Annotated in this window: 26 protein-coding genes and 1 pseudogene; 15 read left to right on the top strand and 12 right to left on the bottom strand. The window is 72.4% G+C overall.

The window, feature by feature from the left end; all coding sequences use genetic code 11:
* Positions 1-24 precede the first annotated feature (24 nt).
* Together ACFYZL_RS05975 and ACFYZL_RS05970 are read right to left on the bottom strand one after the other, a co-directional pair.
* Positions 25-1,122: a hypothetical protein gene (locus ACFYZL_RS05975; protein WP_388676442.1), complete on the bottom strand. Its 1,098-nt coding sequence runs from the start codon at positions 1,120-1,122 to the stop codon at positions 25-27.
* A complete protein-coding gene (locus ACFYZL_RS05970) occupies positions 1,119-2,036 on the bottom strand; it encodes an SAM-dependent methyltransferase (protein WP_384743785.1) in 918 nt (305 codons plus the stop codon). The genes ACFYZL_RS05975 and ACFYZL_RS05970 overlap by 4 nt, the downstream gene beginning before the upstream one ends.
* A gap of 393 nt (positions 2,037-2,429) precedes the next feature.
* Here ACFYZL_RS05970 and ACFYZL_RS05965 point away from each other — a divergent pair, with 393 nt between their 5' ends.
* Entirely contained in the window at positions 2,430-2,855 is a 426-nt protein-coding gene (locus ACFYZL_RS05965; protein ID WP_388676439.1) for a hypothetical protein, read from the top strand.
* A gap of 154 nt (positions 2,856-3,009) precedes the next feature.
* On the opposite strand, the gene ACFYZL_RS05960 is transcribed toward ACFYZL_RS05965, so the two are convergent.
* Positions 3,010-3,267 carry a hypothetical protein gene (locus ACFYZL_RS05960; RefSeq protein WP_388676436.1) on the bottom strand — a complete coding sequence of 86 codons (258 nt, stop codon included), beginning with the start codon at positions 3,265-3,267 and terminating at the stop codon, positions 3,010-3,012.
* A 46-nt stretch (positions 3,268-3,313) separates the two neighbouring features.
* Positions 3,314-3,811: a MarR family winged helix-turn-helix transcriptional regulator gene (locus tag ACFYZL_RS05955; RefSeq protein WP_384743789.1), complete on the bottom strand. Its 498-nt coding sequence runs from the start codon at positions 3,809-3,811 to the stop codon at positions 3,314-3,316.
* Positions 3,812-3,929: 118 nt separating this feature from the next.
* On the opposite strand from ACFYZL_RS05955, the gene ACFYZL_RS05950 reads away from it, so the two are divergent.
* The 8 genes and pseudogenes from ACFYZL_RS05950 (at position 3,930) to ACFYZL_RS05915 (ending at position 11,919) form a co-directional block, all read left to right on the top strand.
* Positions 3,930-5,093, top strand: a complete 1,164-nt coding sequence (locus tag ACFYZL_RS05950; RefSeq protein ID WP_388676433.1) for a PP2C family protein-serine/threonine phosphatase — start codon at positions 3,930-3,932, stop codon at positions 5,091-5,093.
* A gap of 34 nt (positions 5,094-5,127) precedes the next feature.
* Positions 5,128-5,598 (top strand): annotated as a pseudogene (locus ACFYZL_RS05945) (MarR family transcriptional regulator); the annotation flags it as partial.
* Positions 5,599-5,913: 315 nt separating this feature from the next.
* Positions 5,914-7,209 (top strand): PP2C family protein-serine/threonine phosphatase, encoded by a 1,296-nt coding sequence (locus ACFYZL_RS05940; protein ID WP_388676430.1) that lies wholly within the window; start codon positions 5,914-5,916, stop codon positions 7,207-7,209.
* Positions 7,210-7,313: 104 nt separating this feature from the next.
* Positions 7,314-8,846, top strand: coding sequence for an ATP-binding protein (locus ACFYZL_RS05935; RefSeq protein WP_388676929.1), 1,533 nt, complete (start codon positions 7,314-7,316; stop codon positions 8,844-8,846).
* Positions 8,843-9,304: a response regulator gene (locus ACFYZL_RS05930; protein ID WP_384743793.1), complete on the top strand. Its 462-nt coding sequence runs from the start codon at positions 8,843-8,845 to the stop codon at positions 9,302-9,304. The genes ACFYZL_RS05935 and ACFYZL_RS05930 overlap by 4 nt, the downstream gene beginning before the upstream one ends.
* 58 nt (positions 9,305-9,362) lie before the next feature.
* Positions 9,363-9,731 (top strand): STAS domain-containing protein, encoded by a 369-nt coding sequence (locus ACFYZL_RS05925; RefSeq protein ID WP_388676426.1) that lies wholly within the window; start codon positions 9,363-9,365, stop codon positions 9,729-9,731.
* Positions 9,732-9,868: 137 nt separating this feature from the next.
* Complete coding sequence (locus ACFYZL_RS05920) at positions 9,869-10,612, top strand: restriction endonuclease (protein ID WP_388676424.1); 744 nt, start codon at positions 9,869-9,871, stop codon at positions 10,610-10,612.
* A gap of 50 nt (positions 10,613-10,662) precedes the next feature.
* Entirely contained in the window at positions 10,663-11,919 is a 1,257-nt protein-coding gene (locus ACFYZL_RS05915; protein ID WP_388676421.1) for a phosphatidylserine/phosphatidylglycerophosphate/cardiolipin synthase family protein, read from the top strand.
* A gap of 12 nt (positions 11,920-11,931) precedes the next feature.
* On the opposite strand, the gene ACFYZL_RS05910 is transcribed toward ACFYZL_RS05915, so the two are convergent.
* Together ACFYZL_RS05910 and ACFYZL_RS05905 are read right to left on the bottom strand one after the other, a co-directional pair.
* Positions 11,932-12,357: an ATP-binding protein gene (locus tag ACFYZL_RS05910; RefSeq protein WP_388676419.1), complete on the bottom strand. Its 426-nt coding sequence runs from the start codon at positions 12,355-12,357 to the stop codon at positions 11,932-11,934.
* Positions 12,354-12,701: an STAS domain-containing protein gene (locus ACFYZL_RS05905; RefSeq protein WP_384743801.1), complete on the bottom strand. Its 348-nt coding sequence runs from the start codon at positions 12,699-12,701 to the stop codon at positions 12,354-12,356. Before ACFYZL_RS05905 ends, ACFYZL_RS05910 begins: the two co-directional genes overlap by 4 nt.
* Before the next feature lie 228 nt (positions 12,702-12,929).
* Between ACFYZL_RS05905 and ACFYZL_RS05900 the strand changes: the two genes are divergently transcribed.
* The 3 genes from ACFYZL_RS05900 to ACFYZL_RS05890 are packed head-to-tail and all read left to right on the top strand — an operon-like array spanning position 12,930 to position 16,065.
* Positions 12,930-14,576 carry a PP2C family protein-serine/threonine phosphatase gene (locus tag ACFYZL_RS05900; protein ID WP_384743802.1) on the top strand — a complete coding sequence of 549 codons (1,647 nt, stop codon included), beginning with the start codon at positions 12,930-12,932 and terminating at the stop codon, positions 14,574-14,576.
* On the top strand, positions 14,573-15,658 hold the full coding sequence (locus tag ACFYZL_RS05895; protein ID WP_384743804.1) for a B12-binding domain-containing protein: 1,086 nt from the start codon (positions 14,573-14,575) through the stop codon (positions 15,656-15,658). Before ACFYZL_RS05900 ends, ACFYZL_RS05895 begins: the two co-directional genes overlap by 4 nt.
* Entirely contained in the window at positions 15,655-16,065 is a 411-nt protein-coding gene (locus tag ACFYZL_RS05890; RefSeq protein ID WP_384743805.1) for an STAS domain-containing protein, read from the top strand. The genes ACFYZL_RS05895 and ACFYZL_RS05890 overlap by 4 nt, the downstream gene beginning before the upstream one ends.
* 11 nt (positions 16,066-16,076) lie before the next feature.
* Here the strand turns inward: ACFYZL_RS05890 and ACFYZL_RS05885 are convergent, their stop codons facing one another.
* Positions 16,077-16,439 (bottom strand): PRC-barrel domain containing protein, encoded by a 363-nt coding sequence (locus tag ACFYZL_RS05885; protein ID WP_384743806.1) that lies wholly within the window; start codon positions 16,437-16,439, stop codon positions 16,077-16,079.
* 224 nt (positions 16,440-16,663) lie between these two features.
* Positions 16,664-17,215: a hypothetical protein gene (locus ACFYZL_RS05880; protein ID WP_384743807.1), complete on the bottom strand. Its 552-nt coding sequence runs from the start codon at positions 17,213-17,215 to the stop codon at positions 16,664-16,666.
* 390 nt (positions 17,216-17,605) lie between these two features.
* Here ACFYZL_RS05880 and ACFYZL_RS05875 point away from each other — a divergent pair, with 390 nt between their 5' ends.
* Positions 17,606-18,046 (top strand): hypothetical protein, encoded by a 441-nt coding sequence (locus ACFYZL_RS05875; RefSeq protein ID WP_384743809.1) that lies wholly within the window; start codon positions 17,606-17,608, stop codon positions 18,044-18,046.
* A 77-nt stretch (positions 18,047-18,123) separates the two neighbouring features.
* Here ACFYZL_RS05875 and ACFYZL_RS05870 read toward each other — a convergent pair whose 3' ends face one another.
* A complete protein-coding gene (locus tag ACFYZL_RS05870; protein WP_388676411.1) occupies positions 18,124-19,590 on the bottom strand; it encodes an alpha/beta hydrolase family protein in 1,467 nt (488 codons plus the stop codon).
* Positions 19,591-19,888: 298 nt separating this feature from the next.
* On the opposite strand from ACFYZL_RS05870, the gene ACFYZL_RS05865 reads away from it, so the two are divergent.
* Complete coding sequence (locus ACFYZL_RS05865; RefSeq protein ID WP_388676408.1) at positions 19,889-21,037, top strand: sensor histidine kinase; 1,149 nt, start codon at positions 19,889-19,891, stop codon at positions 21,035-21,037.
* Positions 21,034-21,696: a response regulator gene (locus ACFYZL_RS05860; RefSeq protein ID WP_388676405.1), complete on the top strand. Its 663-nt coding sequence runs from the start codon at positions 21,034-21,036 to the stop codon at positions 21,694-21,696. The genes ACFYZL_RS05865 and ACFYZL_RS05860 overlap by 4 nt, the downstream gene beginning before the upstream one ends.
* A 130-nt stretch (positions 21,697-21,826) precedes the next feature.
* Here ACFYZL_RS05860 and ACFYZL_RS05855 read toward each other — a convergent pair whose 3' ends face one another.
* The 3 genes from ACFYZL_RS05855 to ACFYZL_RS05845 are packed head-to-tail and all read right to left on the bottom strand — an operon-like array spanning position 21,827 to position 22,981.
* Positions 21,827-22,153: a DUF4288 domain-containing protein gene (locus ACFYZL_RS05855; RefSeq protein ID WP_384743814.1), complete on the bottom strand. Its 327-nt coding sequence runs from the start codon at positions 22,151-22,153 to the stop codon at positions 21,827-21,829.
* Positions 22,154-22,161: 8 nt separating this feature from the next.
* Positions 22,162-22,512 carry a hypothetical protein gene (locus ACFYZL_RS05850; RefSeq protein WP_388676402.1) on the bottom strand — a complete coding sequence of 117 codons (351 nt, stop codon included), beginning with the start codon at positions 22,510-22,512 and terminating at the stop codon, positions 22,162-22,164.
* A gap of 4 nt (positions 22,513-22,516) precedes the next feature.
* Positions 22,517-22,981: a hypothetical protein gene (locus tag ACFYZL_RS05845; RefSeq protein ID WP_384743818.1), complete on the bottom strand. Its 465-nt coding sequence runs from the start codon at positions 22,979-22,981 to the stop codon at positions 22,517-22,519.
* Positions 22,982-23,072 lie beyond the last annotated feature (91 nt).

Here is a 23,072-nt window from a genome sequence, read left to right as displayed (position 1 = left end):
CCGGCCGGGGCCCTCTTTCACCGCTCAGTCGCGGAGGTGCCGCCACCAGGCCGCCAGGGCCGGCAGGTCCGGCGGCTCGGTTCCGCTGGAGCTGGGGCCGTCGGCGAACCGGACCGTGAACGCGGCCTCCAAGAGCGGCAGTTCGTAGCGGTTGCGCGGGCTGGCGTACCGGGGTGCACGGGTCTGCCACGCGATGGAGCCGGCGATGTAGTGGCCCAACGCCGCGAGATGACGGCGCAGTGCGTGGTCCGCGTCGCGCTCCAGGCGCGCCCGTAGCAGGAGGAAGAAGACCATCACCCGGTCACGCAGCGCCACGGCGAGCGGTACCGCCTCGGCCGGCGAGCAACCTTCCTGATGGGCGTAGACGTTGACGAGGTTCACTTCGCGGGGTTCCAGGTGGTCGTCCTTGTCGTAGGAGAACAGGTCGTTGTCCGCGCTGACGACGAAACCGGCTGCGTCCGTCAGCGCCGTCAGGGCGGGGGAGCACAGGACGTCCGCCGGCAGCCGGTCCCGGCGCGCCACGTCCGACCAGGTCAGTGAGAACCGTGTGCCGTTCGCGAGCGGCCCCATCGCGACGAAGTCGTTCAGCCCCGGCATCGACCCCTGCTCCGCCCGTGCGGCGCGCCAGGCCGCCCCGAGCAGCCAGTCCCGCGTCCCCTCGACGAACCTGCGCAGCTCGTAGGGGGTGAGCAGGGCGTGGGTACGGCCGACCAGGTCCAGCAGCGCCCGGGTCACGGGCCCCTCGGGCAGCAGGGCCGCCCCGGGATCCTCGATGGTGCGCAGCAGCCGCGCACCGTGCTCGACGACGGCCGCCGTCCCCACCTCGTCGGAACCGGAATCCTGCCAGTCGTCGACGGCGTTGGCCCAGTAGTTCCACTCGGTGAACAGCAGGACGGCTTCCGTGTCCCCGTCGGGGACGATGCGGCAGGAGAAGTCGGCGCTGTGGGTGGCGAGCCCCCACGCGCGTTCGACGGGATCCGGGTACAGGCCGAAGGCGTCGAGCCACTCGACCGCCCGGGCCTCCACCTCCTTGGCGTCAGGGTGGACGAGGTCGCGCGGCAGGGGGCAGTAGAACGGCGGCAGGCCCGTACCGAGGCGGGAGGGCCGGGGCGGCGCGGTCATCGGCCACCGCCGATCCGGAAGCGCAACAGCCGCGTCTCCACCGCGTGGTCGCGCCACAGCCGGAAGAACTTGCTGTGCGCGATCGTCGACTGTTCGAGCCGGTCGGCGGTCCAGGCTCCGGGCTCGGCGCCCGGCTCCGCTCTCAGCCGGTCGAGTTCGGCGGTGTTCCAGGCCATGGACTGCACCCAGAACTCCGCCACCGAGTCCGTCACGTCCTCGTCCTGTACCAGTTCGAAGCCGGCGGCCTCGGCCGCGGCCAGGTACTCGGCGCGCCGGCCGAGCCGCGTTCTGTAGTAGCCGTCCATGAACTCCCGCCACTCGGACGCGCCCACGAAGTGCTCCTGGATTCCGAACCAGCCTCCGGGTACGAGGGCCTTGGCGACGACCTCGAACAACCGTGTCCGGTCGGTGTATCCGCTGCTCTCGTTGGCGTAGACGGCGTCGTACGCGCGGGTTTCGTCCAGGTCGTGGACGTCCGCCAGTACGGGCTCCACGCGCTCCGCGACCCCGGTGTTCAGGGCGAAGCGCCGCACGATCGGGAGGTGTTCCGGCGCGACGGTGAGGCTGGTGACGGACGCCCCGTGCTTCTGCGCCCAGTAGAGCGAGGTGCCGCCCAGGCCGCAGCCGATGTCGAGCAGCCGCCGGGGAGGCGCCTCGTACGCGCCCCAGGATCGGGCCGCGTGGTCGACTATCCGCTCCTGCGCGTCGAACAGGTTCCGCTTCAGCGTGCTCTGGGCGACGGTGGTGTCCGGTGGGCCGTCCGGATACAGCCCCACGTGGAAGTGGACGCGTGGACCCGGACCGTACTTCTGCAGGATCTCCTGTGTCTTGCGGCTGTAGTAGAGCCGCACCGCGTCGTCCGCGGCCGAGTCGCGACCGCCGCCTAAGGGCCATACGAAGGGTATAACGCGCATGGGGTGTCCGCCCTTTCGTGGGGTAGGGCCGCCCCCCGGGGAAACGCCGGCGCCGCTCTCGTAGCGTCCCGAAGGGCACACTGTTGAAGCACGGACCATCGTGGCACCTCGAAGGCACCACGTCAGCCCGCTGGAGCAGCACGGTACCGTCAAGATCAGGGGGCTGTGGGGTGGTTGACGGTGATCAGGAGCCTGCCCCTGACGTGGCCGGCGCGCTTGATGCCGCCCGCCCTCCGCGCCCTGGCCCCGCAGGGCGCCACCGCCGCTGCCACCCCGCCCGATCCGTGCCGGTGTTCGTGGGCTCCGCGCTGTCCGACGCCTGGCCCGTCACCTGATGGGGCGTGCAGCGAAAGGCGTTTGGCCCGTTCGTCGAACATGCCTAATCTCGGGCCCATGAGCCAGACGAGGCAGGACGGGTTGCGCGGCTATCAAGTGGGGTCCGTACACGCGGAGCTCCGCGAGCTCACGGTGAGTGACGATCGCGAAGGCATGCTCGAGGGGACGCCGCACCTTCACCGTCGCTTTCGCCTGATGGGCTTCGAGAAGGCGATGGCAGCGAGGCCGCATTTGTACGTGCACGACCTCGACCGGCTTCGAGCCGATGTGGAGGGGCGGGTCGAGGAGTGGCTGCCGCGAGAGGCGGTTCGTGCTCGACTGACGTCATCGTGGACGCCCGAGAACATTGCAGAGTTCGGGCACACGGAGCTCTCGGTGACGTGGTTCCAAACGGCTGCGCAGAACCCCTTTGCCTACCTGGCCACGATCGTGCGTCCCCTGGACTGGCCTTCGCTTGCCAGATTCGTCCCGTTCGAGGACTAGGGCGCCTTTCAGGGGCGTTGGTCGAATACACCAGCGGTTGTCGAGGGACAGGGGCCGGACCGGAACGCGCCGCGGCCCGTAACGCCGCGGTCCGGACGGACGGACGGGCACGGGCACGGGCACGGGCAACGCGGCACCGTCGCGCGACCGGGCCTCAGGCCGTGGGTTCCTGCGGGGCGGGATCGTCGCTCTGGCGACCGTCCACCGTCCGTGACGGGTCCCCGAGCTCCCCGGAGCCCCCGGCGTCCTCCCCGCCTTCGCCAAGCCCGGCGCCCGCCGCGCCCGGCAGATCCGGCGCCGGAGGGGTCGGCGGCGGAAGGTCGGGAGTGAGGGCCGCGGCGGTCGCGGGGACCTTGGCGGGCAGCTCCGGCTCGGTCGTCCCGGGTGCGCGCGTCTGTTCCGTATCGTTCATGTCGGCCGCTTGCCCCCTACTCCGGTCCGGACACGTGCCGTATGCCTCAGGCCGTCCGGGGGGCGAGCGTCTGCCGGGGAGGCAGCCGGAGCGGGGTCGCGACCGCCGAGCAGAAATCGGCCAGCCCCGCCGCCAAGGCCTCCCGCGAGGCCGGTGACATCGCCGCCATCGCCTTCGCCAGGGCCTCCTGCCTGCGCGCGCGCAGGCCGTCGAGGTACGCCCGGCCGGCCGGCGTCAGATGGACCAGGACTTCGCGCCGGTCGTCCGGTCCGGGGTGCCGTTCGAGGAAGCCGACGGCCTGGAGCCGGTCGCACAATCGGGTGACCGACGGCGGGGCCGCCTCCAGCAGCCGGCCCAGTTCCCGAAGGTTCATCTCGCTCCCCTCGACCAGGAACAGCACCCGGGCCTGGGCGGAGGAGACGGGCGGCTCGCTGACCGTGTCGCGCCCCCGCTCCCAAACCACCTCCAGCAGCTCGATCAGCTCGCTCATCTCCGCCACCGCCGACATGACCGGGCGGTGGGAGCCGCTCGGCGGCTGACTCATGTGACACTCCCTACCGGGCGTACGAGCCGCCTTTCCCGGCGACCCGGCGGCTTCGTGGTCCCCCATTTTGACAGTCGCGAGAGAGGCGGGTATCGAACCGGTGGCTGGAGGCGACGGAGTGGCGCGCACCCTGCGGGACGCGGCACCGCACGAGCTGTTCGAGAAGGTCCGCGAGGCCCTGGTCCGCGACCACGGAGCACGGAGCGCGGAATTGCTGATGGCGGACTACGCCTCGGCCCGCCTCCAGCCCGTCACGGCCCAGCCGTACACCGCTGAGTCCGTGTCGGCGTACAACAGCCCGGAGGGACGGGCCTTCGGCGCCCAGGAGCCGCACGTCGTCGCCCGGGAGAGCGGGGTCACCGCCCACCTTCCGGTGAGCGTGCGCGGCGACCGGCTGGGTGTCCTGAGCGTCCACTACGCGGCCGGCGCGTACGAGGCCGGGGCCCTCGGCCCACTGAGGGACGTGGCGGACGCGCTGGCCCACGAGATCCTCGTCGCCGACCGGGACACCGACTTCTTCCTCCAGGCCCGTCGGGCCAAGCGGCTGACCCTGGCCGCCGAGATGCAGTGGCAGCTGCTGCCCGGACGCTCCTGCTCGCGTCCGGAGTACGACCTCGGAGCGCAGTTGGAGCCCGCCTACGCCATCTACGGCGACTGCTTCGACTGGTCGGCCTCCGCCGACCACCTGACGCTGACCGTCAACAACGGCATGGGCGAGGGCATCGACGCCGCCCTGCTGACCAGCCTCGCCGTGAGCGCCATGCGCAACGCCCGCCGGGCCGGCCTAGGGATCGCCGACCAGGCGTCGCTGGCAGACCAGGCCCTGTACGGCCAGTACCGGGGCCGGATGCACCTGGCGGTGCTGCTGCTCCGCATCAGCCTGGACACCGGCGAGGCCGAGATCGTCGACGCGGGATCGCCCCGTCTCTGGCGACTGCGCGAGGGAACGGTGGAGCAGATCGAACTGGAGGCCCAGCTGCCGCTCGGGATGTTCGAGGACACCGTCTACACCTGTCAGCGCCTGCGCCTGCTGCCCGGGGACCGGCTGTTCTTCCTGAGTGACGGGGTGTACGACGTCCTGTCCCCGGCCGGAGAGCGCTACAGCCTGAACGCCCTGGGCCGGGCCATCCTGAACACCCGCCTGCTGCCGCCCTCGCAGGTGCCCCGGGCGTTCCTGGAGGAGCTGGCCGGACACCGCGGCGCCGTCGAGGCCACCGACGACGCCATGGTCCTCTGCCTCGACTGGCACGGACGGCCCGGTGAGGGGCCGGGCGAGCCGTAGGGCGCCCGGGACGGGAGGATGCCACAGTGGTGGCATGTCCCGTCCCGGCCCGACCGGAGCGCACGAGGATCCGGCCGCGGTGCTCGGCGCCGCGGCGGAACTCCTCGCGGTTCTGTACGCCCGGGGCCAGGACGCCGGAACACCGGCCGTGTCCCCCTCGCAATGGAGGGCGCTGCTCGCGGTCGAGGCGGCCGAGGGCATCAACCTGCGGGCCCTGGGTTCCCTGCTCGATTCCCGCCCGCCGTCGGTCACCCGGCTCTGCGGCCGGCTGGAAGCCATGGGCCTGCTCACGCGCGCCCCGCACCCGAGCAGCCGACGCGAGGTGGAGCTGCGCCTCACCCCTCGGGCGCGGGCCCTGCTGGACGAACGGCGGGCGGCCCGGGAGCGCGCCTTGACGGCGGTGCTCGCCCGGATGACACCGGAAGACGTGGACGCGCTCGTGACGGGTCTCACTGCGTTCCGGGAAGCGGCCGCCGGGCTCTTCTCGGCCGACGTCGCCGCGAGCACCCGGGGTCCGGAGGCAGCGGCGACGCCCCAAGCGAACGCGCCGACGGCCGCTCCTGCCGCGGACGCGCCGTCGGCCGCCCAGGCAGCGCCCACCCCGCCGGCGGCTCCCCGCGCCGGCCGGATTCCGGACACCGCCTGAGGCTGGGGCGGGGTCCGCGCGGGGGGCTGGTACGAGCTCCGTTGCGCACCCGGCATAATCATTGAGTTCGTAAAACATTGCCCTACGGCAAATGATCGCTCTACGCTGATCCGGCACGACCAGGCGTCCGTCGGACGTCCGCTTCCGGCGGCGAGAAGGGACAGACGCGACGCGATGGCGAGCACTCTTGGGCTCGGGGACCGGCATCTCGCTGCCCGTACGCCGGCGCGGCAGGCGGTGAACCGGGCCCGGCAGGCCGCCGACGTGGAGGGGGACGACTCCCTGGCCCTGTGGGACGGGGTGCCGCCGTACGTCCTGCTCATCGAGGACGACGAGGGCGACGCCCTGCTCGTCGAGGAACTCGTCGAGGACAGCGGCATCGACGTCCGCCTCGGCCGCGCCTCCTCCCTCGCCGACGCCCTGCACCTCCTGGAGGATGAGCCGCCCGCCTGCGTGCTGCTCGACCTCCACCTCCCCGACGCCCAGGGGCTCGACGGACTGAAGAAGGTCCTGGCCGTCTCCGCCGAGGTCGCCGTCGTCGTCCTCACCGGGCTCTCCGAGGAACGTGCGGGACTGACCGCCGTCGCGGCCGGTGCCCAGGACTACCTGATCAAGGGGCGCGTGGAGCCGGACGTCTTCATGCGGGCCATCCGGTACGCGATCCAGCGCAAGCGGACCGAGTTGGCTGCGGTCGCCCTCGAAGCCGGCCGCCTCCGCGCCGAGGAGAACGCCCGCCTCGAACGCGGTCTGCTGCCGACCCCGCTGCTCCTCGACGACCCGGCCGACGCCGTCAGCGTCTGCGCCCGCTATCACCCCGGACGGGCCCAGACACTGCTGGGCGGTGACTTCTACGACGTCGTCCAGACCCCCGACGGGGCCACCCACGCCGTCGTCGGCGACGTCTCCGGGCACGGCCCGAGCGAAGCGGCGCTCGGCGTGTGCCTGCGCGTGGCCTGGCGGTCCTTCGTGATGGCCGGCGCGCGCGACGCCGAGCTGCTCGGACTGCTGGAGCGCATCCTGCTCGCGGAGCGCTCCGGCCCCGAGATCTTCGCCACCCTGGTCTCCGTCACCCGCCCACCCGGCACCTCCGCCGTGTCCGTGCAGCGGGCCGGCCATCCCGGATTCCTCGTCCGCTCCACGGCCGGCGTGGAGCTGCGGACCGTCCCGGGAGGGCCGGCGCTCGGCATCATGCCCGGCTTGGGCGCCGGCTGGCCCGTCACCGAGGTCCCGCTGGAGAAGGGCGGCGCCGTGATGCTCTTCACCGACGGGCTGATCGAGGGACGCGTCGGGCCCGGATCCGAACGGCTCGACGAAGCCGGTCTCCTGGAGATCGCCCGCCGCCACGCCGACCTGCCCGCCGAACGGTTCGTCGACTCCCTCATCCAGGCGGCGCAGGGCCTCGCCGCGGACTGGGGCGGCTTGGCCGACGACGTCGCGGTACTGCACCTCGAATGGAACACCCCCACGTGACCCCCACCACGCACCCTCCGGCACAGCGCCGAGGACCGGCCGCCGACCGGCACGGGCCCAGCCTGCAGACCTGGCTGACCACCGTGCTCGTCGTCCTGGCCCTCATGGTCGTCGGCACCGGCGCCCTCGGAGCCACCCTCCTCTCCCGCACGACCACGGCCGGAAACCGGCTCGTCGACGGGATCCTGCCCGCCCAGCGGGACGCGCTGCGGCTGGAGACCGCCCTCCTGGACCAGGAGACCGGCATCCGGGGCTACCTGCTGGCCGACGAACCCGCGCTCCTGGAACCGTACGAACGCGGCCTGGCCAACGAGGCCACCGCCGAGCAGCGCCTGTCGACGGTCCTGGAAGGAGACGCACGGGTACGCGCAGACCTGGCGGCCGTGCAGGAAGCCGCCCGCGCCTGGCGCCAGGAGTTCGCGGTGCCCGCCATCGCCTCCGTGGACGACGGCGGCCCCCGACCCTCGCTCCAGACCGGCAAGGACCGTTTCGACGAGGTCCGCCGGCGGATCGCTGCGCAGCAGGCGCACCTGGACCACATCCAGGCCGAAGCCCGCACCACCTTCGGCGAGGCGCGCACGCAGCGCGACCAGATCCTCCTCGCGATCGTCATCGCCTTCCTGCTGGCCGGCGCCGCGCTCGGGATCCTCCTGCACGTCGGTGTGCTCCGGCCCCTCGCTCAGGTGCGCACGGCCTCCCGACGCGTCGCGAACGGGGCATTCGACGAGCAGATCCCGCTGCGCGGCCCGGCCGAGCTGCGGGACCTGGCCGCGGCCGTGGAAGCCATGCGGCACCGCACCGTCGCCGAACTGAACGCGTCGCGGCGCAACGCCGAGCGGCTCGACCGCACGGCCGCGGAACTCGACGCCCAGGCGGTCGAGCTGCGCCGCTCCAACGCCGAGCTGGAGCAGTTCGCGTACGTCGCCTCGCACGACCTCCAGGAGCCGCTGCGCAAAGTGGCCTCTTTCTGCCAGCTCCTGGAGAAGCGCTACGGGGACCAGCTCGACGCGCGCGGCACGCAGTACATCGCCTTCGCCGTCGACGGCGCCAAACGCATGCAGGTGCTGATCAACGACCTGCTGACCTTCTCGCGGGTGGGACGGATCCAGGACACCCGGGAGACGGTCGCCCTGGACGATTCCCTGGACCGGGCGCTGCGCAACCTGGCCGCCGCCGTCGAGGAGAGCGACGCGGAGATCACGCGGCCCGAGCGGCTCCCGGACGTGGTGGGCGACCCCACGCTCCTGACCATGCTGTGGCAGAACCTGCTCGGCAACGCCGTCAAGTTCCGCTCGCCCGACCGCACCGCGCGGGTGGAGGTCGCGGTGGTCGACGAGCCCGCCGCGGAGCCGGGTTTCGCCACCTTCTCCGTCACGGACAACGGCATCGGCATCCCGGCCGAGTTCGCAGAGAAGGTGTTCGTCATCTTCCAGCGGCTGCACGGCCGCGAGACGTACGGGGGGACCGGCATCGGCCTCGCGTTGTGCAAGAAGATCGTCGAACACGCGGGCGGCCGGATCCGGATCGACACGGCCCACCAGGAGGGCACTCGGATCGTCTTCACCCTGCCCGTCGCCCTCGATGCCGATGCCGATGCCGCACCGGACCCCGTACCCACCGAAGGAACCCCCTCATGAGCACCCCCGACGACCACACCCGGGCAGCCCCCGCCGAAGTCCTGCTGGTCGAGGACGACGCCGGCGACGAACTGATGACCCGTGAGGCCTTCGCCGACAACAAGATCGGGAACGTCCTGCACGTGGTACGGGACGGCCTGGAGGCTCTGGACTTCCTCTACCGGCGAGGCGAGCACGCGGACGCGCCCCGCCCCGACCTCATCCTCCTCGATTTGAACCTGCCCAAGTACGACGGCCGGCAGGTGCTCGAGCAGATCAAGACGGATCCGGAGCTGAGCCACATCCCCGTGGTCGTGCTCACCACCTCGGCCGCCGAGGAGGACATCCTGCGCAGCTACAAGTTGCACGCCAACGCCTACGTGACCAAGCCGGTCGACCTCGACCAGTTCATGCGGGCGATCCAGCAGATCGACGATTTCTTCATCACAGTCGTCAAATTGCCCCGCGCCGGCCGGTGAGGACCGGACGGGAACGGGACGCAGCGCGAACCGAAGCGACAACGCGGAGAGGACGGCCATGAACAGGGACACGCAGGACACGGAAACACGCAGCCACGTCGAGACGCGGTCCGAAGGGGACGTACGGATCGTGGTGATGGCGGGGGAGTTCGACATGGACAACGTGGCCGCGCTGCGGGTCGCGATGGACCCTGCGGCGCCGGGTGTCGCCCGGTACGTACTGGACGTCGCCGCAGTGACGTTCGTCGACTCGACCGCACTCAGCGTCCTGCTGCTGCCGGCCCTGGAACGGCCGGTGGTCCTGGCCGGGAGCGTACCCGCCCGCCTGGCCCGGCTCCTGGAACTCACGGGCGCCGACACCGCGTTCGCGACCGCGCCCGATGTGACCGAGGCCACGACCATGACCGTCGCGCCCCGGCGGGCGTGACGGGGTTCCGAGGCCCTTCCCCGGTTTGAGAACCGCAATCGCGGCCATACGGGCGTCCGACAGTGTTCGACGTCCGTCGAGGTCCCCGGTCCGACACGGATCGGGGACCTCGACGCGCGAAGGGGAGGGGACCTCGTATGACGACACCGGACGAGGACGTGCCCGCGCCCGTGCGGGGCACGGGCCTCGGGCGCGACGTGGTGCTCGTGGTCGGGCTGCTCGGCATCGGCATCGGTGGCCTGGTCGCGTTCGTGAAGGCCGCGCCGGGGAGCGGGACCGGACTCCCGGTGTCGCCGATCGCCGCCTCGGCCGCGCTGCTGCTCGGAGCGGTACTGGTGAAGTGGACGGTCGCCCCCGGCCGGCGCCGCGTCCCCCGACGGCGTGGCACCCGAGGGCGGCCGGCAGCCGCGCTCGACGGGAGCACGGCACCGACGACGGAGCTCCCCGATGTGGGGAGCGAGGCCCTGGACCACGTCGGGGCGGACGCGGACGGCTTCGAGCACACGGTCGCCGCCTTGTGCGCCCGGGACGGCTGCACCTCGGTCGAGGTCGTCGGCGGTGCGGGCGACCTGGGCGCCGACGTCCTCGCCACGACGGCGGACGGGAGGCGGGTGGTGCTGCAGTGCAAGCACTACTCCGAGGACAACCGGGTCGGCTCGCAGGACCTCCAACGCTTCGGCGGGACCTGTTTCGCGGTCCACCAGGCGGACGTCGCCGTCCTCGTCACGACCGGTTCCCTCACCGCCCCCGCTGCCGAGTACGCCGAGACCTGCGGGATCGTCTGCGTCGACGGCGAGGACCTGGCGGCGTGGACGGAGATGGAGGCACCGCCCCCGTGGGAGTCGGGCGGACCGGAGCCCGGAGCGAAGTCCTCGGTCTGACCCTCCCTGCCGTCCCGCCGTCCCGCCCGTCCCGACCGAGGAGCAACGCCATGACCGACACCGACACCGACACCACCCGCGCCGCCGTCACCGGCACCACCGTCACGCCGCTGCCCGGACCCGGGCCCGTCACCGCCGCCACGGACTTGGAGCAGGAGCGCATCCACCGCATCCGCCGCCGGCTGGAGAGACTGATCGGCATCGCGGCGACCGAGGGGAACTCCGTACGCCCCCTGCGCAACGGGGACGAGATCTTCGCCGCGATGCTGGACGCCATCGGCTCCGCCCGCCATACCGTCGACATGATGACGTTCGTCTACTGGAAGGGCACCATCGCCCGCCGGTTCGCCGAGGCCCTGGCCGAACGCGCCCGCGCCGGGGTCCGGGTACGGCTGCTCCTGGACGGCTTCGGCAGCCGCCTGATCGAGAAGGACCTCCTGGACCACATGGACGCCGCCGGAGTGGACGTCGCCTGGTTCCGCAAGCCCGCCTACCTCTCCCCGCTCAAGCAGAACCACCGCTGCCACCGCAAGGTCCTCGTCGTCGACGAACGGACGGCTTTCACCGGTGGAGTGGGCATCGCCGAGGAATGGTGCGGTGACGCCCGCAACCCGGGCGAGTGGCGCGACACGCACGCAGAGGTCCGCGGACCCGCTGTCGACGGGATCGCCGCGGCGTTCGCACAGAACTGGGCGGAGTGCCATCCGGAGCTCTTCGACGAACGGGATCGCTTCGTGTCCCACGAGCCGGCCGGCTCAGCCATCGTCCAAGTGGTGCGCGGCTCGGCCGCCTTCGGCTGGCAGGACATGCAGACGCTGATGCGCGTGATCCTCGAATCGGCGCAGGAGCGCGTGCGCCTGGCGACCGCGTACTTCGCCCCCGACGACCATTTCGTCGACCTGCTCGCCGCCGCGGCCCGCCGGGGCGTCACGGTCGAGATCCTGCTGCCCGGCCCGCACACGGACAAGCGCGTGTGCCAACTGGCCGGACAGCACCACTACGAGGCGCTCACCACGGCGGGCGTGCGCATCCACCAGTACCAGCCGACGATGATGCACGCGAAGGTCATCACCATGGACGGCGTGGTCTCCCTCATCGGCTCGTCCAACTTCAACCGCCGCTCCCTCGACCACGACGAGGAGGTCATGCTGGCGGTGATGGACCCGGACCTCACCCGGACCCTGGACGAGCACTACGACCAGGACCTGGAGGTCAGCACGCGGATCGTCGGGCGCCGTTGGAAGCGCCGCTCCCTGCTGCAGCGCGCCCGGGAGCTGTCGGTCCGCCCGCTGCGCCGCTATCTGTGAGGGCCCGGTCCGTCAGGACAGGCGCAGCACGGTACTGATCGTCTTGCCGTCGGAGTGCGTCCGGCACTCCACGCGCTCGGCGAGGCGCTGTACGAGCGGCCACCCGAACCCGCCCGGACGCTCGACCGTTCCGGTCCGGGCGGCGGGGACCAGGGGGCTGGCGTCGCCGATGGACAGGCTCAGGAGGTCCTCGGCGACAACGGCACGGAAGGCGGTGACCCCGCCGCCGTGGCGGATCGCGTTGGTGACGAGCTCCGACGTGACCAGGAGGGCGTCCGCGACGGAGGGCGTGTCGAGCCCCAACCCGGCACGCAGCAGCACCTCGCTGACACGGGCGCGGGCGGCGGCCGCGGAGACGGGCGGGTGGCCAGAGCGCGGCTCGTGCTCCCTCGTCCGCCCGTTGCCCAGGAGGTCGTCCGAATCCGGTGAGGTGCTCATGACGTCAGCGCTGCCTCCAGACTGTCCGCCATCCTGAAGGCGGATGCGGTTCCGGTGACCTCGAACAACCGCTGTACTGCGGTCTGCAGCGGGCCGGCGAGCACCAGGACCGCGCCGGCGCTCCGGTGGGCCCGTTGGGCCTCCAGCAGCGCGTGCAGGACCGATGAGTCCGCGAAGCGCGTGCCGGACAGATCGACCACCGTACGGGCGGGACGGCTCGCACGGGTGGCCGCGAGGGCCCGGTTCAGGGCGGGGGCCTGTTCCTCGTCGATGTCGCCCCGCAGGCTGACGACTGCGACGCCCTGCTCGGTGGTCGTCGTGACGACCGCTTCGTCTCCGGTCACCCCGACATCCTCCTACACGGGAGGCCGCAGGGGGCAAGGGGGGTCCTCGGGAGGCGGGTCCCCCCCCCGTGCGGGTGACGGTTCGTCATGATGTCGGAGGGGTGCCCGGTTGCGGCCGACGTGCTCCGTGGAGGATGGTTGCCGTAAGGCAACAATGTCTCCGTCGTGAAGAAGAAGAGGTGAGGGGTTCGCGCAGCGGGCCTTGGATGTGTGGTTCCTTCCCCGCAGATGACGTCCGGTTCACCGGCAGCGGGCCTCCCGTGGAGTGAGGCCCCGTACCCCGTTTTCGCTGCCGATCCCCAGGCCAGGGTGGTCTTCGCCAACGAGGCGGCCCGGCTGGTCTTCCCGAGGGCGCGCCCCGGTGCGGCCCTGGCCGACGTGGTGCCCGCGTGGCTGGCCGCGGCGCACGCGCGGCACCGGGCCGACCCCGTCCCCACGACCCCGCCGGCGCCTGACGCGGCCCGGTCCGTACAGGGGCCGGTGGGGGAGGGATCGTTCGAGGCGCACCCCACCCGCAGGGACGACGGAAGCGTGGTGTGGTGGCTCGTGGACGACACGGACCACCGGCTGGCCCGGGAAGCCCTGCGGACGGAACAGGAACGCACGGCGTTCCTCGTCCGCTCGTCCAACCTGCTGCTGTCCTCGCTGAACCTGGACCGCTGCATGGACGTCACGGCGCAGCTGGCCGCCGAGCACCTCACCGACGCCGCCCTGGTGATCGCACCCGCACGCGACACGGGCCTGCCGGTGGTGGTGTGCGTGCGCGGCGGCACGCCCTCGGTGTCGCTGCGGGCCGTGGACCCCGAGGAGGTCCCGGGCCTGGCGGAGGCGCTCCAGGGCTTCCCGCCCGTGCCGTCCCGCTGGATCGACCCCGCGGCCGCGCCCGACTGGCTGCTCCCCGAGGGAATGGACGGCGTCGGGTCGATCGTCGTCACTCCGCTGCCCGGCCACGGGGTGCCCGCCGGCGCACTCGTCCTGCTGCGCGGCACCGGAGCCCCCGCCTTCACGGAGGGCGAAGAGGTCTTCGCGAGACTGTTCGCGGCACGCGCCGGCGCGGCGATGTCGGCGGCACGCCTCTACGCGGAGCAGGCTTCGGTCACCGAGACCCTGATGCGCGAACTGCTTCCGCCCCGGCTGGGCCAGGTGGCCGGCGTCGAGTACGCGGGGGGCTACCGCCCTTCCAAGGACCACGAGCGGGTCGGCGGCGACTTCTACGACGTCCACCCGGCCGTCGACGAGGGTGACGCGTCGCTGGTCGTGCTCGGCGACGTCTGCGGCAAGGGCCTGGAAGCCGCCGTCATGACCGGGAAGATCCGCAACACGCTGCACGCGCTGCTCCCCATGGCCGACGACCACCAGCGGATGCTCAGCCTCCTCAACTCCGCGCTGCTCAACTCCGAGAGCACCCGCTTCGCCACCATGGTGCTGGCCTCCGCGACACGTGAAGGCAGCTGCGTGCGGCTGCGGCTGACCAGCGCCGGCCACCCCGCCCCGCTGCTCCTGCGCTCCGACGGCCGGATCGAGGCGGCGGCCACGCAGGGCACCCTGGTGGGGGTGCTCCCCGTGGTCTCCGCCGAGACGGCCTCGGTCACGCTGGCACCCGGCGACGCCTGCGTCCTGTACACGGACGGGATCAGCGAGGCGCGCGGCGGTCCGATGGGCGGGACGATGTTCGGCGAGGAGCGGCTGCGGCGAGCCCTGTCCGAGTGCGCGGCGATGCCCGCCCAGGCCGTCGTCGAACACGTGCAGATGCTCACCGCCCAGTGGGTGGGGCGGGGCCGTCACGACGACATGGCCATCGTGGTCATCACCGCGCCGCGCACCAACCACCTCAGCGCGGTGGACGGCCACACCCGGGGCAGGTTCACCGCATGAGATCGCAGAGCACCTCCCCGATCCTGAGCATGGACGCCCTTGCCGAAGAGGTATGGGAATCCGTCATGGCCCTCGACGAACCCGCCGCGGTGGGGTCGGTCCTGCGGGCGCTCGACGACGGCGTCGACCCGGAGTCCGTCCTGCTGGAGGTGATCGGCCGGGTCCAGGGGCGGGTGGGCGAGCAGTGGGCCGCGAACCGCATCAGCGTGGCCCAGGAGCACGCCGCCACCGCCATGAACGAGCGGGCCGTAGCGGCGCTCGCCCTGCATCCCGCGGCACGAACGGAACCCCGTCACGGCAGGATCACGGTCGCCTGTGTGGACGGCGAATGGCACGCCTTGCCTGCCCGCCTGCTCGCCGAGGTCCTGCGGATCCGCGGCTGGCACGTCGACTACCTCGGCGCCCAGGTACCCGCCCCCCACCTCATCGCGCACGTGCACCGCACCGGTCCCGACGCGGTGGCCCTCTCCGGCTCCATCCCCACGCGTCTGCCCGTCGCGCACGCGACGATCACCGCCTGCCAGGCCGTCGGCACCCCTGTGATCGTCGGCGGCGCCGCCTTCGGACCCGGCGGCCGCTACGCCCGGCTCCTGGGCGCGGACGCGTGGGCGCCCGACGCGCGCACCGCCGCGGACGAGCTCGCCCGTCGGCCGCTGCCCCGACCCCGGCCCGGCCACCAGGCCATCGACGACCTTCCCCACCTGAAGGACCAGGAGTACACCCTCGTCGCGCGCAGCCGGCCCCGCCTGGTCCGCGAGGTGCTCGCCGAACTGGAGGACGCCTACCCCGCGGTGCGCGACTACACCGAGGCGCAGCGCGAGCGCGCGGCCGAAGACCTCTCCCACATCGTGGAGTTCCTCGCCACCGCCCTCTACACCGACGACGAGGAACTCTTCGGCGGCTTCCTGCTCTGGACCGCCGACGTCCTGAACGCCCGAGGGGTCCCGGCCGCGTCCCTGCTGCCCGCACTGACACTGCTGCGCCGCCGCGTCGGGGACTTCCCCCGTGCCGTCGCCGTGCTCCGCGCCGGCTCGGACCGCCTCACCCGTACCCACCTGACCGCCGCCGGGAACGCCGAATGACCAGCTCGCCCTCCACTCCGCTCCGCCTGTCGTGCCGCCGTACCGACGACGCCCTCCGCATCGAGCTGCGGGGCGACCTCGACCACCGGTACGCCGACCTGCTGGTCCACGACGTCAGCCGCGCGCTGGGGGAGTGCGGCGCGCCGCTCGAAGTACGGCTGGACTGCTCGGGTGTGACCGGGGTCGACCCGAGCGGCCTGTCGGCCCTGCTGATGGTCCGCCGCCGTACCGACGCGGTCGGTGCGGCGCTGCACCTCGACGGTCGCCCCCGGCAGCTGGAGCGGCTGCTGGAACAGACCGGCACCCTCGCGCACTTCACGGGGGGCGCCGGTGCCCGCGCTCCGCTGACCGGTCCTTCCGAGGCCCCCGCTCCCTCGCCCTCGTCCGCCCCGAACCCCAAAGCCTGACCTCACCGCGGTCACTGCTGCAGGCGGCGTACCGTGTCGCCCCAGTAGCCGCCGACCTCATGGTGGTAGGCGGCGTCACCGAGGTGTTCCTCCCGGACGAAGTCCGGGGCGTCCTTGATCTGTTGCCTGGTCCGGTCGACGTGGACCTTCTCCTCGGTGGTGTCGACACGGGTGATCGTGCCGGCGGGCAGGAGTACTTCCCTGCCGAAGATCCAGGGGCCGGTGTCGACGACGATCCACGAGGCGTCGGTTTCGTAGGAGTGCTTGTCGACCTTGCCGATGGTGCCGTCGAGGGCTTCGACCTTGTAGCCGGTGAGGTCCCTGTCCTCGAAGTGGGCGACGGTCAGGTGGTAGGCCCAGATGTTGTCGTTCACGGGTGCGGGTTCCCTTCTCGGTGGTGGTCAGTGAGCGGCCTGCGCCCGGGAGGCGGGTCGCCATGCGGCCCGCCTGCCCCGGATCGGCGGATCGATGCACGCCGGTTCCCGGGGGCCGCGGGCGGCGAGGTGGGCGGCCACGGCGATCTCCAACGTCCCGTGGTCCCGGCGAACTTCAAGCCGTCCGGCCATGCCCTCGGGCAGTCCGTGGGGGCCCGCCGCCCTCAGATGCGCCGGAGGTGTTCCGTGAACAGGGCGCGGGCCAGGTCGACGTCCTCGGGCGAGGTCGCGCCGCGCTTGGGCAGCACCAAGAAGTAGCCCATGCTGCCGGTGAGCACGAACAGTTCCGGGGTCTCGAACCACCAGGGGTAGCCGCGCCACTCGTCGGCTTCGCCCTCCTCGCCGTCGGCGGCGCCGCAGGTGCGTATGCCGTCGCCGGCCAGCGTGGTGCGGATGGTGCCGAGGGCGGCATCGTTCTCGTACAGCTCCTTCATCCGGAAGCTGCGGTGCCACTGCCGGATGCCGAGCGAGGCGATCACGACGGTGACTGCCACAACCGCGACTCCGCCCCAGCCCAGGTGCCACAACCACACGCGCAGGAGTGCGGCTGCGGACGCCATCAGGGCGGGCAGCCAGAGCATTGCGGTGCGCCCGGGCCAGGTGTCCAGGGTGAAGCGCCGCAGGGCCGCGTCGTAGTCCGGGGCGTGCGCGGCGTACTCGAAGCGGGCGGTCCGCAAGGCCGTGGGTCCTGCCTCCGCGGCTTGATTCATGTTCATGACAGTGGAGGGTATGGCACGGGTGAGTCGGCGGCACCGCTCGGGAGCGGGTGGCGGGAGCGGGGGGTGCGCTCCGGCCAATCAGTGGCTGCCGGTGTGCTGCATGCCGGTGGTCGCAACGGGGCCGCTCCCGGTGTCCCATGCGGTTGACGAGGCATTCTTTCCGCGCCCGCCGTTCAACCGAAACGAGCCGCCGTGCCTGTCGGGATGGAACGGCATCAGCAGGTGAACGGATACGGTCGAGCCTGCCGGGCCGTGCCGCACCCACTCACTGGAGGCCGGCGGCATGCGCCGGGGCGAGCGTGGTGCGCGCACCCCGGTCGCCGGCGCCGCTCCCGGCCGCATCCCCTATTGACCGCCGTACCGAGGGACAAGGAACGAGCCCGCCCTATGAAGAAGAAGACTCAGTCCGTACTGGGGGCCACGCTGCTGCTCCTGGGCGCCTTGACGGCCACCGGCGGCTCTGCCGCCGCCCAGGTGACGGAGGCGGCCGCCCCGGACGCACACAAGGGCCGGCTGACGGGTCAGTGGACAGAGTCCGTCGACAGGAACCGCCCCGGAATCACCCACTACATCCAGAAGTTGACCCTCACCGCGGACGGCCGCTTCGAGCAGATCGACAACGTGATCTGCAACCTGGACAACTGCCCCGTGTTCAAGATCGGCATCAACACGGGCACCTACCGCACGGATGGAAGGACCATCCACCTCGACGGGAACCTCTCGGACCTGCACGGCACCGTCCGAAACAGTCACACCATCGTCCTCGACACACACGTCCTTCACCGCACGGCCGCCGACGCCTCGGAAGTGGCTCCGGGGGCGGCTTGAGCCATCCTGGTCGGTGGGAGCGGCAGCAGGCGAGCCGGAGGATCCCGTCGGCGTCCCCGATACGCGCGTAAGACTGATCACCGGGGTGGTGTCGCAGGTCCCCGAGCCCCTGATGACGAGACCGTGCCGTAGGCCCGGAGGGTGTCGGCCGGGTCGTCGGGGCGGCCTCGCAGGGTGGAGTCCAGAAAGGCGAGGGTGGCCGCGGCGACGACGCGCGGGCTCTCGGTGCGGCCGAGGGTGCCGACGATCGAGGGCAGCGGCGGCAGGTAGAGCGGGCCGTCCATGAAGGTGAGGTGGCGGGCGCCGGGAATGGCGAGCCGGTAGCTCTTCGCGGTGTTGTGCTCGAGGGCCTCGGTGAGCCGGGGCAGGTAGCGCGGGTCGGTGCCGTCGGTGATCTCCTGGGTGAGCGCGAGCGCCGGCTGTTCGAGGGCGGGCGCGGTCGGGCCGTGGGGGTAGCCGTCCAGGTCGACGACGGCGTCGAACCGGCGGTCCTGCCGGGCCGCCTGCAGGGCCGCGGCTCCGCCCAGGGAGTGGCCGGCCACCGCGGCGCGGCCGGTGTCCAGGCGCCCGGTCAGCGGGTCGTGGGTCTCGCCGAGGTCCAGTCGCTCCAATTGGGTGAGGACGAAGCCGAGGTCGGCGGCCCGGACGGCGGTCCAGCCGGCGGCCGGCTCCTCGTCCCCGGCGCGGTCTCCGGAGGAGGCGGTGGTGGCACGGATCGTGCGGCCGTCGGCGAGGAAGACGACGCTGGAGTCGTATGGGTGGTCGAGGGCGGCGACCAGGTAGCCGTGGCTGGCCAGTTCCTCCGCCCATGCGGTGTTCTGGGACCGCACCCCGCCCGACCCCGGCGAGAAGAGGACGACCGGGAACCGTTCACCCCCGTCGGCCAGCGGGGCGTCGACGACCGCGCGGCTGCGGGCCCTCGGGACGCCGTCGACCAGGAAGGCGGGCAGGCCGGCCCCGTCGGCGAGGGCCTGCGAGACGGTCCGCGCCTCGTCCTGCGTGCGTCCCAGGTACTGGGCCCGAGGGACGCCCGCAGGGCTCTTCCGCGCCGGGTACCAGAGCTGGACCACCACCGTGCGCCGGTCGTCCGGATCGGCGGTGAAGCTCTCGGGGCGGAGCGGGTCGGTCCACTGCACCACCCGTGTGCCGACCGCGAAGTCGCCCGTCGGCTCGGGGAAGACGGGAACGGGGAAGGCCCATGCGGCCACCGGGCCGGTGGCGATCAGGCCGGCGCAGGCCAGCGAGCCCACCAGGCCCGGCCACCAGCGGGCCCGCCGCGCCGGTCGGCCGGTACGGCGCCGCAGCAGGGGCGTCAGGGCGAACGCCGAGGCAACGGCGGCGCCGGCCAGGACCGGCAGCATCTGCCAGCGGATCCCCACGACGCCCAGCACGATCGCCGACGGTACGAGGACCGCCCCGGCCGCGACGGTGCCGGGCCGGCGGGCGGCCGGGGGGAGCCGGCGGGCCACCAACAGCACGACGGCGCCCCACAGGACGAGGACTTCCGGAAGGGACAGGTACAGCCCCGGGATGGTTTCGGTCACGCGGCCATGCTCGGCGCCGCGCCCGCGCCGCCGCATCGGCCCGGGGTCGCCGCCGACTGCGACCGGGGTGGCAACCGGCGCGGGCCGCGGTGCGACCGGGGTGGCAACCGGGCACCCGGACCGACGGCCGGCCTGCGACCGCGGGAGGTCGCGGGTCTCATCCTCTGGTCGTACCCCTGCCCGCCGCGCTCCGACGCCGGGATCATGTGCGGCGCGGATCCGCGGCCTAGGCTGCGCCTGTACGCGGTGGCGGCCCGCCCGGGCCACCACGACGACCGATCTGCGGAGAGGGGTGACGGTGCGCCACCGGGACCGGCTGCCGACCCTGGTGTGGGACTCGGTGCTGCCGGCGCTGCTCCTGCTCCACGTCGTGACCACGTACCCGGCCCGGGAGCTGCCGGTGGCGGCGGCGCTCACCGCAGCCCTGGCGCTGCCCCTGGTGTGGCGGCGCCGTGCCCCGCTCGCGGTGTTCGTCGCCGTGGTCGCCGCGGCCTTCGCCCAATGGCTGGCGGACGTCCAACTGGCCGCGGACGTCGCGCTGCTGATGGCCCTCTACACGACGGCCGCGCACACGGGCCGGCGCGGCACGCTGCTCGCAGCCGCCGTCGTGGAGGGCGGGGCCGTGCTGGCCTGCCTGCGGTGGGCGTCGAACGGCGCGTTCCTGACCCCGTTCGTCGCACTCTCCGCGACGGTGGTCGCGGCAGCGGTCCTCGGGGTGAACGTGCGGACCGGACGGGCCTACCTCGCCGCCGTGCAGGAGCGGGCCGAACGGCTGGCGCTGCACCAGGAGCAGCAGGCGTTGCTCGCCGTCGCCGAGGAACGGGCCCGGATCACCCGCGAGATGCACGACATCGTCACCCACAACCTGTCCGTCATGGTCGCGCTCACCGACGCCGCCGTCCACGCGCAGCACAGGTCCCCGGACCGGGCGACCGCCGCGATGCTGCAGATCTCGGAGACGGGCCGCCAGGCCCTCACCGACATGCGCCGCTCGTTGGGCGTCCTGCGGGCCGACGAGCCGGACGCCGAGCGCCACCCGCTGCCCGGCATCGCCCAGCTGGAGGCGCTCGCCGACCAGATGACCGCCGCCGGCCTGCCGACCGGCCTGGAAGTCCGCGGCGGCCACGCCCACCTGCCGGCCACCGCACAACTCACCGTCTACCGCCTGGTGCAGGAAGCGCTGACCAACACCCTCAAGCACACCCCCGCCGGCACCCGCGCGACGGTCCGGGTCGAGTGCTCGGCCGGGAGCGTCGGCGTGGAGGTCACCGACAGCGGCCCACGGCCGGCGCTTCCCGCCGCCACACCGTCCGGCCACGGCATCCCCGGTATGCGCGAGCGCGCGGCCGCCTACGGAGGGACGCTGCGGGCCGGCCCGCTTCCGAGCGGCGGCTGGGGTGTGCGGACCCGGCTCCTGCTGGGCAGCGGCGGGACGGGCGCCATATGACGATCCGCATCGTGATCGCCGACGACGAGGCGCTGCTCCGGATGGCCTTCGGCACGGTCCTGGAGGCACAGCCCGACATGGCCCCGGTCGGCGAGGCCGCGGACGGCGCCCAGGCCGTCCGCCTCTCCCGGGAGCTGCGGCCCGACGTCGTACTGATGGACGTCCGGATGCCCGGGACGGACGGGATCGAGGCGACCCGGCAGGTCGTCGAGGTCTCCCCGAGGAGCAGGGTGCTGATCCTCACCACCTTCGACCTGGACGCGTATGCCTTCGCCGCGCTCGGCGCCGGGGCCTCGGGCTTCCTGCTGAAGAACACCCGGCCCGAGGAGCTGCTCACCGCGATCCGCAACGTCGCGGCGGGCGACGCGGTGCTCTCCCCGCGGATCACCCGGCGCCTGCTGGAGGACTTCCGTCCGCACCTGGTCGACAGGGGCGTCGCCGTCCGCGACGAGCGGCTGGACCGGCTCAGCGCCCGGGAGCGCGAGGTCCTGGTAGAGGTCGGTCGCGGCCTGTCCAACGCGGAGATCGCGGCCGCCCTGTACCTCGCGCAGGCGACCGTGAAGTCCCATCTGGGGCGGATCCTGCTCAAGTTGGAACTCCGCGACCGGATCCATGCCGTCGTCTTCGCCCACGAGAACCGCCTGGTCCCCCCGGCCTGACGCCGGCCCGGGACTCGGAACGGCAGACCACGGACGGCTCGGGCCGACCACGTCGCCGAGAATCCCCGGTGTGGCGATCCGGGCCTGCCCGGCACCGACTCAGTGCACGGCGCCCAGCCCTACGGGTACGTCAGGTCTGCTCCCCCGAGAGGAGCGGCTCGAAGGAGCGGTAGGCGGCGTAGTTCCTGAAGTGCCGGGCGTACAGCTCCGAGCCGTCGGTGAGGCGCTCGTCGAGTACCTCACCGACGTCGACGACGTGCCGCAGCCGCCAGGTGATCAGCTCGCCTGCTTCGTTCTCGTAACTCGTCTCCAGGCTCCTGCCGTGCACTTCGGCCTTCTCGCGGGCCCGCGCCTCGTCGGCCGCGGTCAGCAGGACGAAGCTTTCCTGGTAGAGGGGAACGTGATCGTTGGTGTCGGCCGAGCTCTCACACAGCAGGACGGCGATGTACGTGGTCATGGTCCCGGCTATTTCTTGAAGCGGTTGTCGTTCAGTAGCTTCCAGGCGGTGTTGCACGAGCTCGCCCGGCAGCCCTTGAGGTAGCCGAGCGTGTCGCCGTAGTGCTGCCCGGGGAACACCTGTCGGATGGAACCCCGTCGACAGCGGGAGATGAAATTGGTGGCGACCTCACCCAGGCTCTCGTTCGCCACGCAGGCGTCATCGAGATGGCGCTCGATGGCGAGGCGTGCGGGGCCGGTGGCCGCAGCCGCGTCCAGGGGGGAACCCGTCAGCGCGCCACCCGCCATGACGGCGGCCAGCACGCAGCGGATCGCGAGGTTCCGCACGGAACCCCAGCCTCCGTCGTGAGGGGTGCTCATCGGATCAGCAGCCCGCCATCTTCCCGTAGGCGATCCAGACCTCGCCCTTGTTGTTGAGGCTGACGTTTCCGGACTTGTGGAGCCCGGTGTACTTCCCGCGGTACTTCCGCAGTTCCCCGACGGGCGATTCCAGCGTCATGTAAGGGGAGTCGGGCTTCCAGTCCCCCGAGAACTTCGCGTAGACCTCGTTGGTCCCGTCAGTGCCGCTCGCCCAGCAGGCGCGGGAGCCGGAGTAGAGCACCAGGTTGCCGTCGTACTGCATCTCCAGGCGGTAGCCGCCGTTTTGGAGACAGTGGCCGGGGATGAGCCTGTCGCTGAAGGACGTGCCGTCACTCCGGCACTGGTCGACTACCCGGACGGCGCTGTGAGCGGCCTCGGCGGGGGCGGCCGTGGCCTGTCCTGTCACTGCCGCGAGTGCGGTCATCAGGTTCACCGCGGAAAGTACGCACATCCGGGAGACGTTCCTCATGCAAGCTGCCTTTCGTGAGCGTTCTTCACCTGTGACGGCAGAGAGTAGTCGCAAGTGCACGCTGGGTAGCAGGCGTCGGGGGAACTCTCAC

The organism is Streptomyces sp. NPDC001717 (genome assembly GCF_042892775.1).
GTDB lineage: Bacteria > Actinomycetota > Actinomycetes > Streptomycetales > Streptomycetaceae > Streptomyces.
Note: the sequence above shows the minus strand (reverse complement) of the source record. Positions and strands in the feature narration are given on the sequence as shown.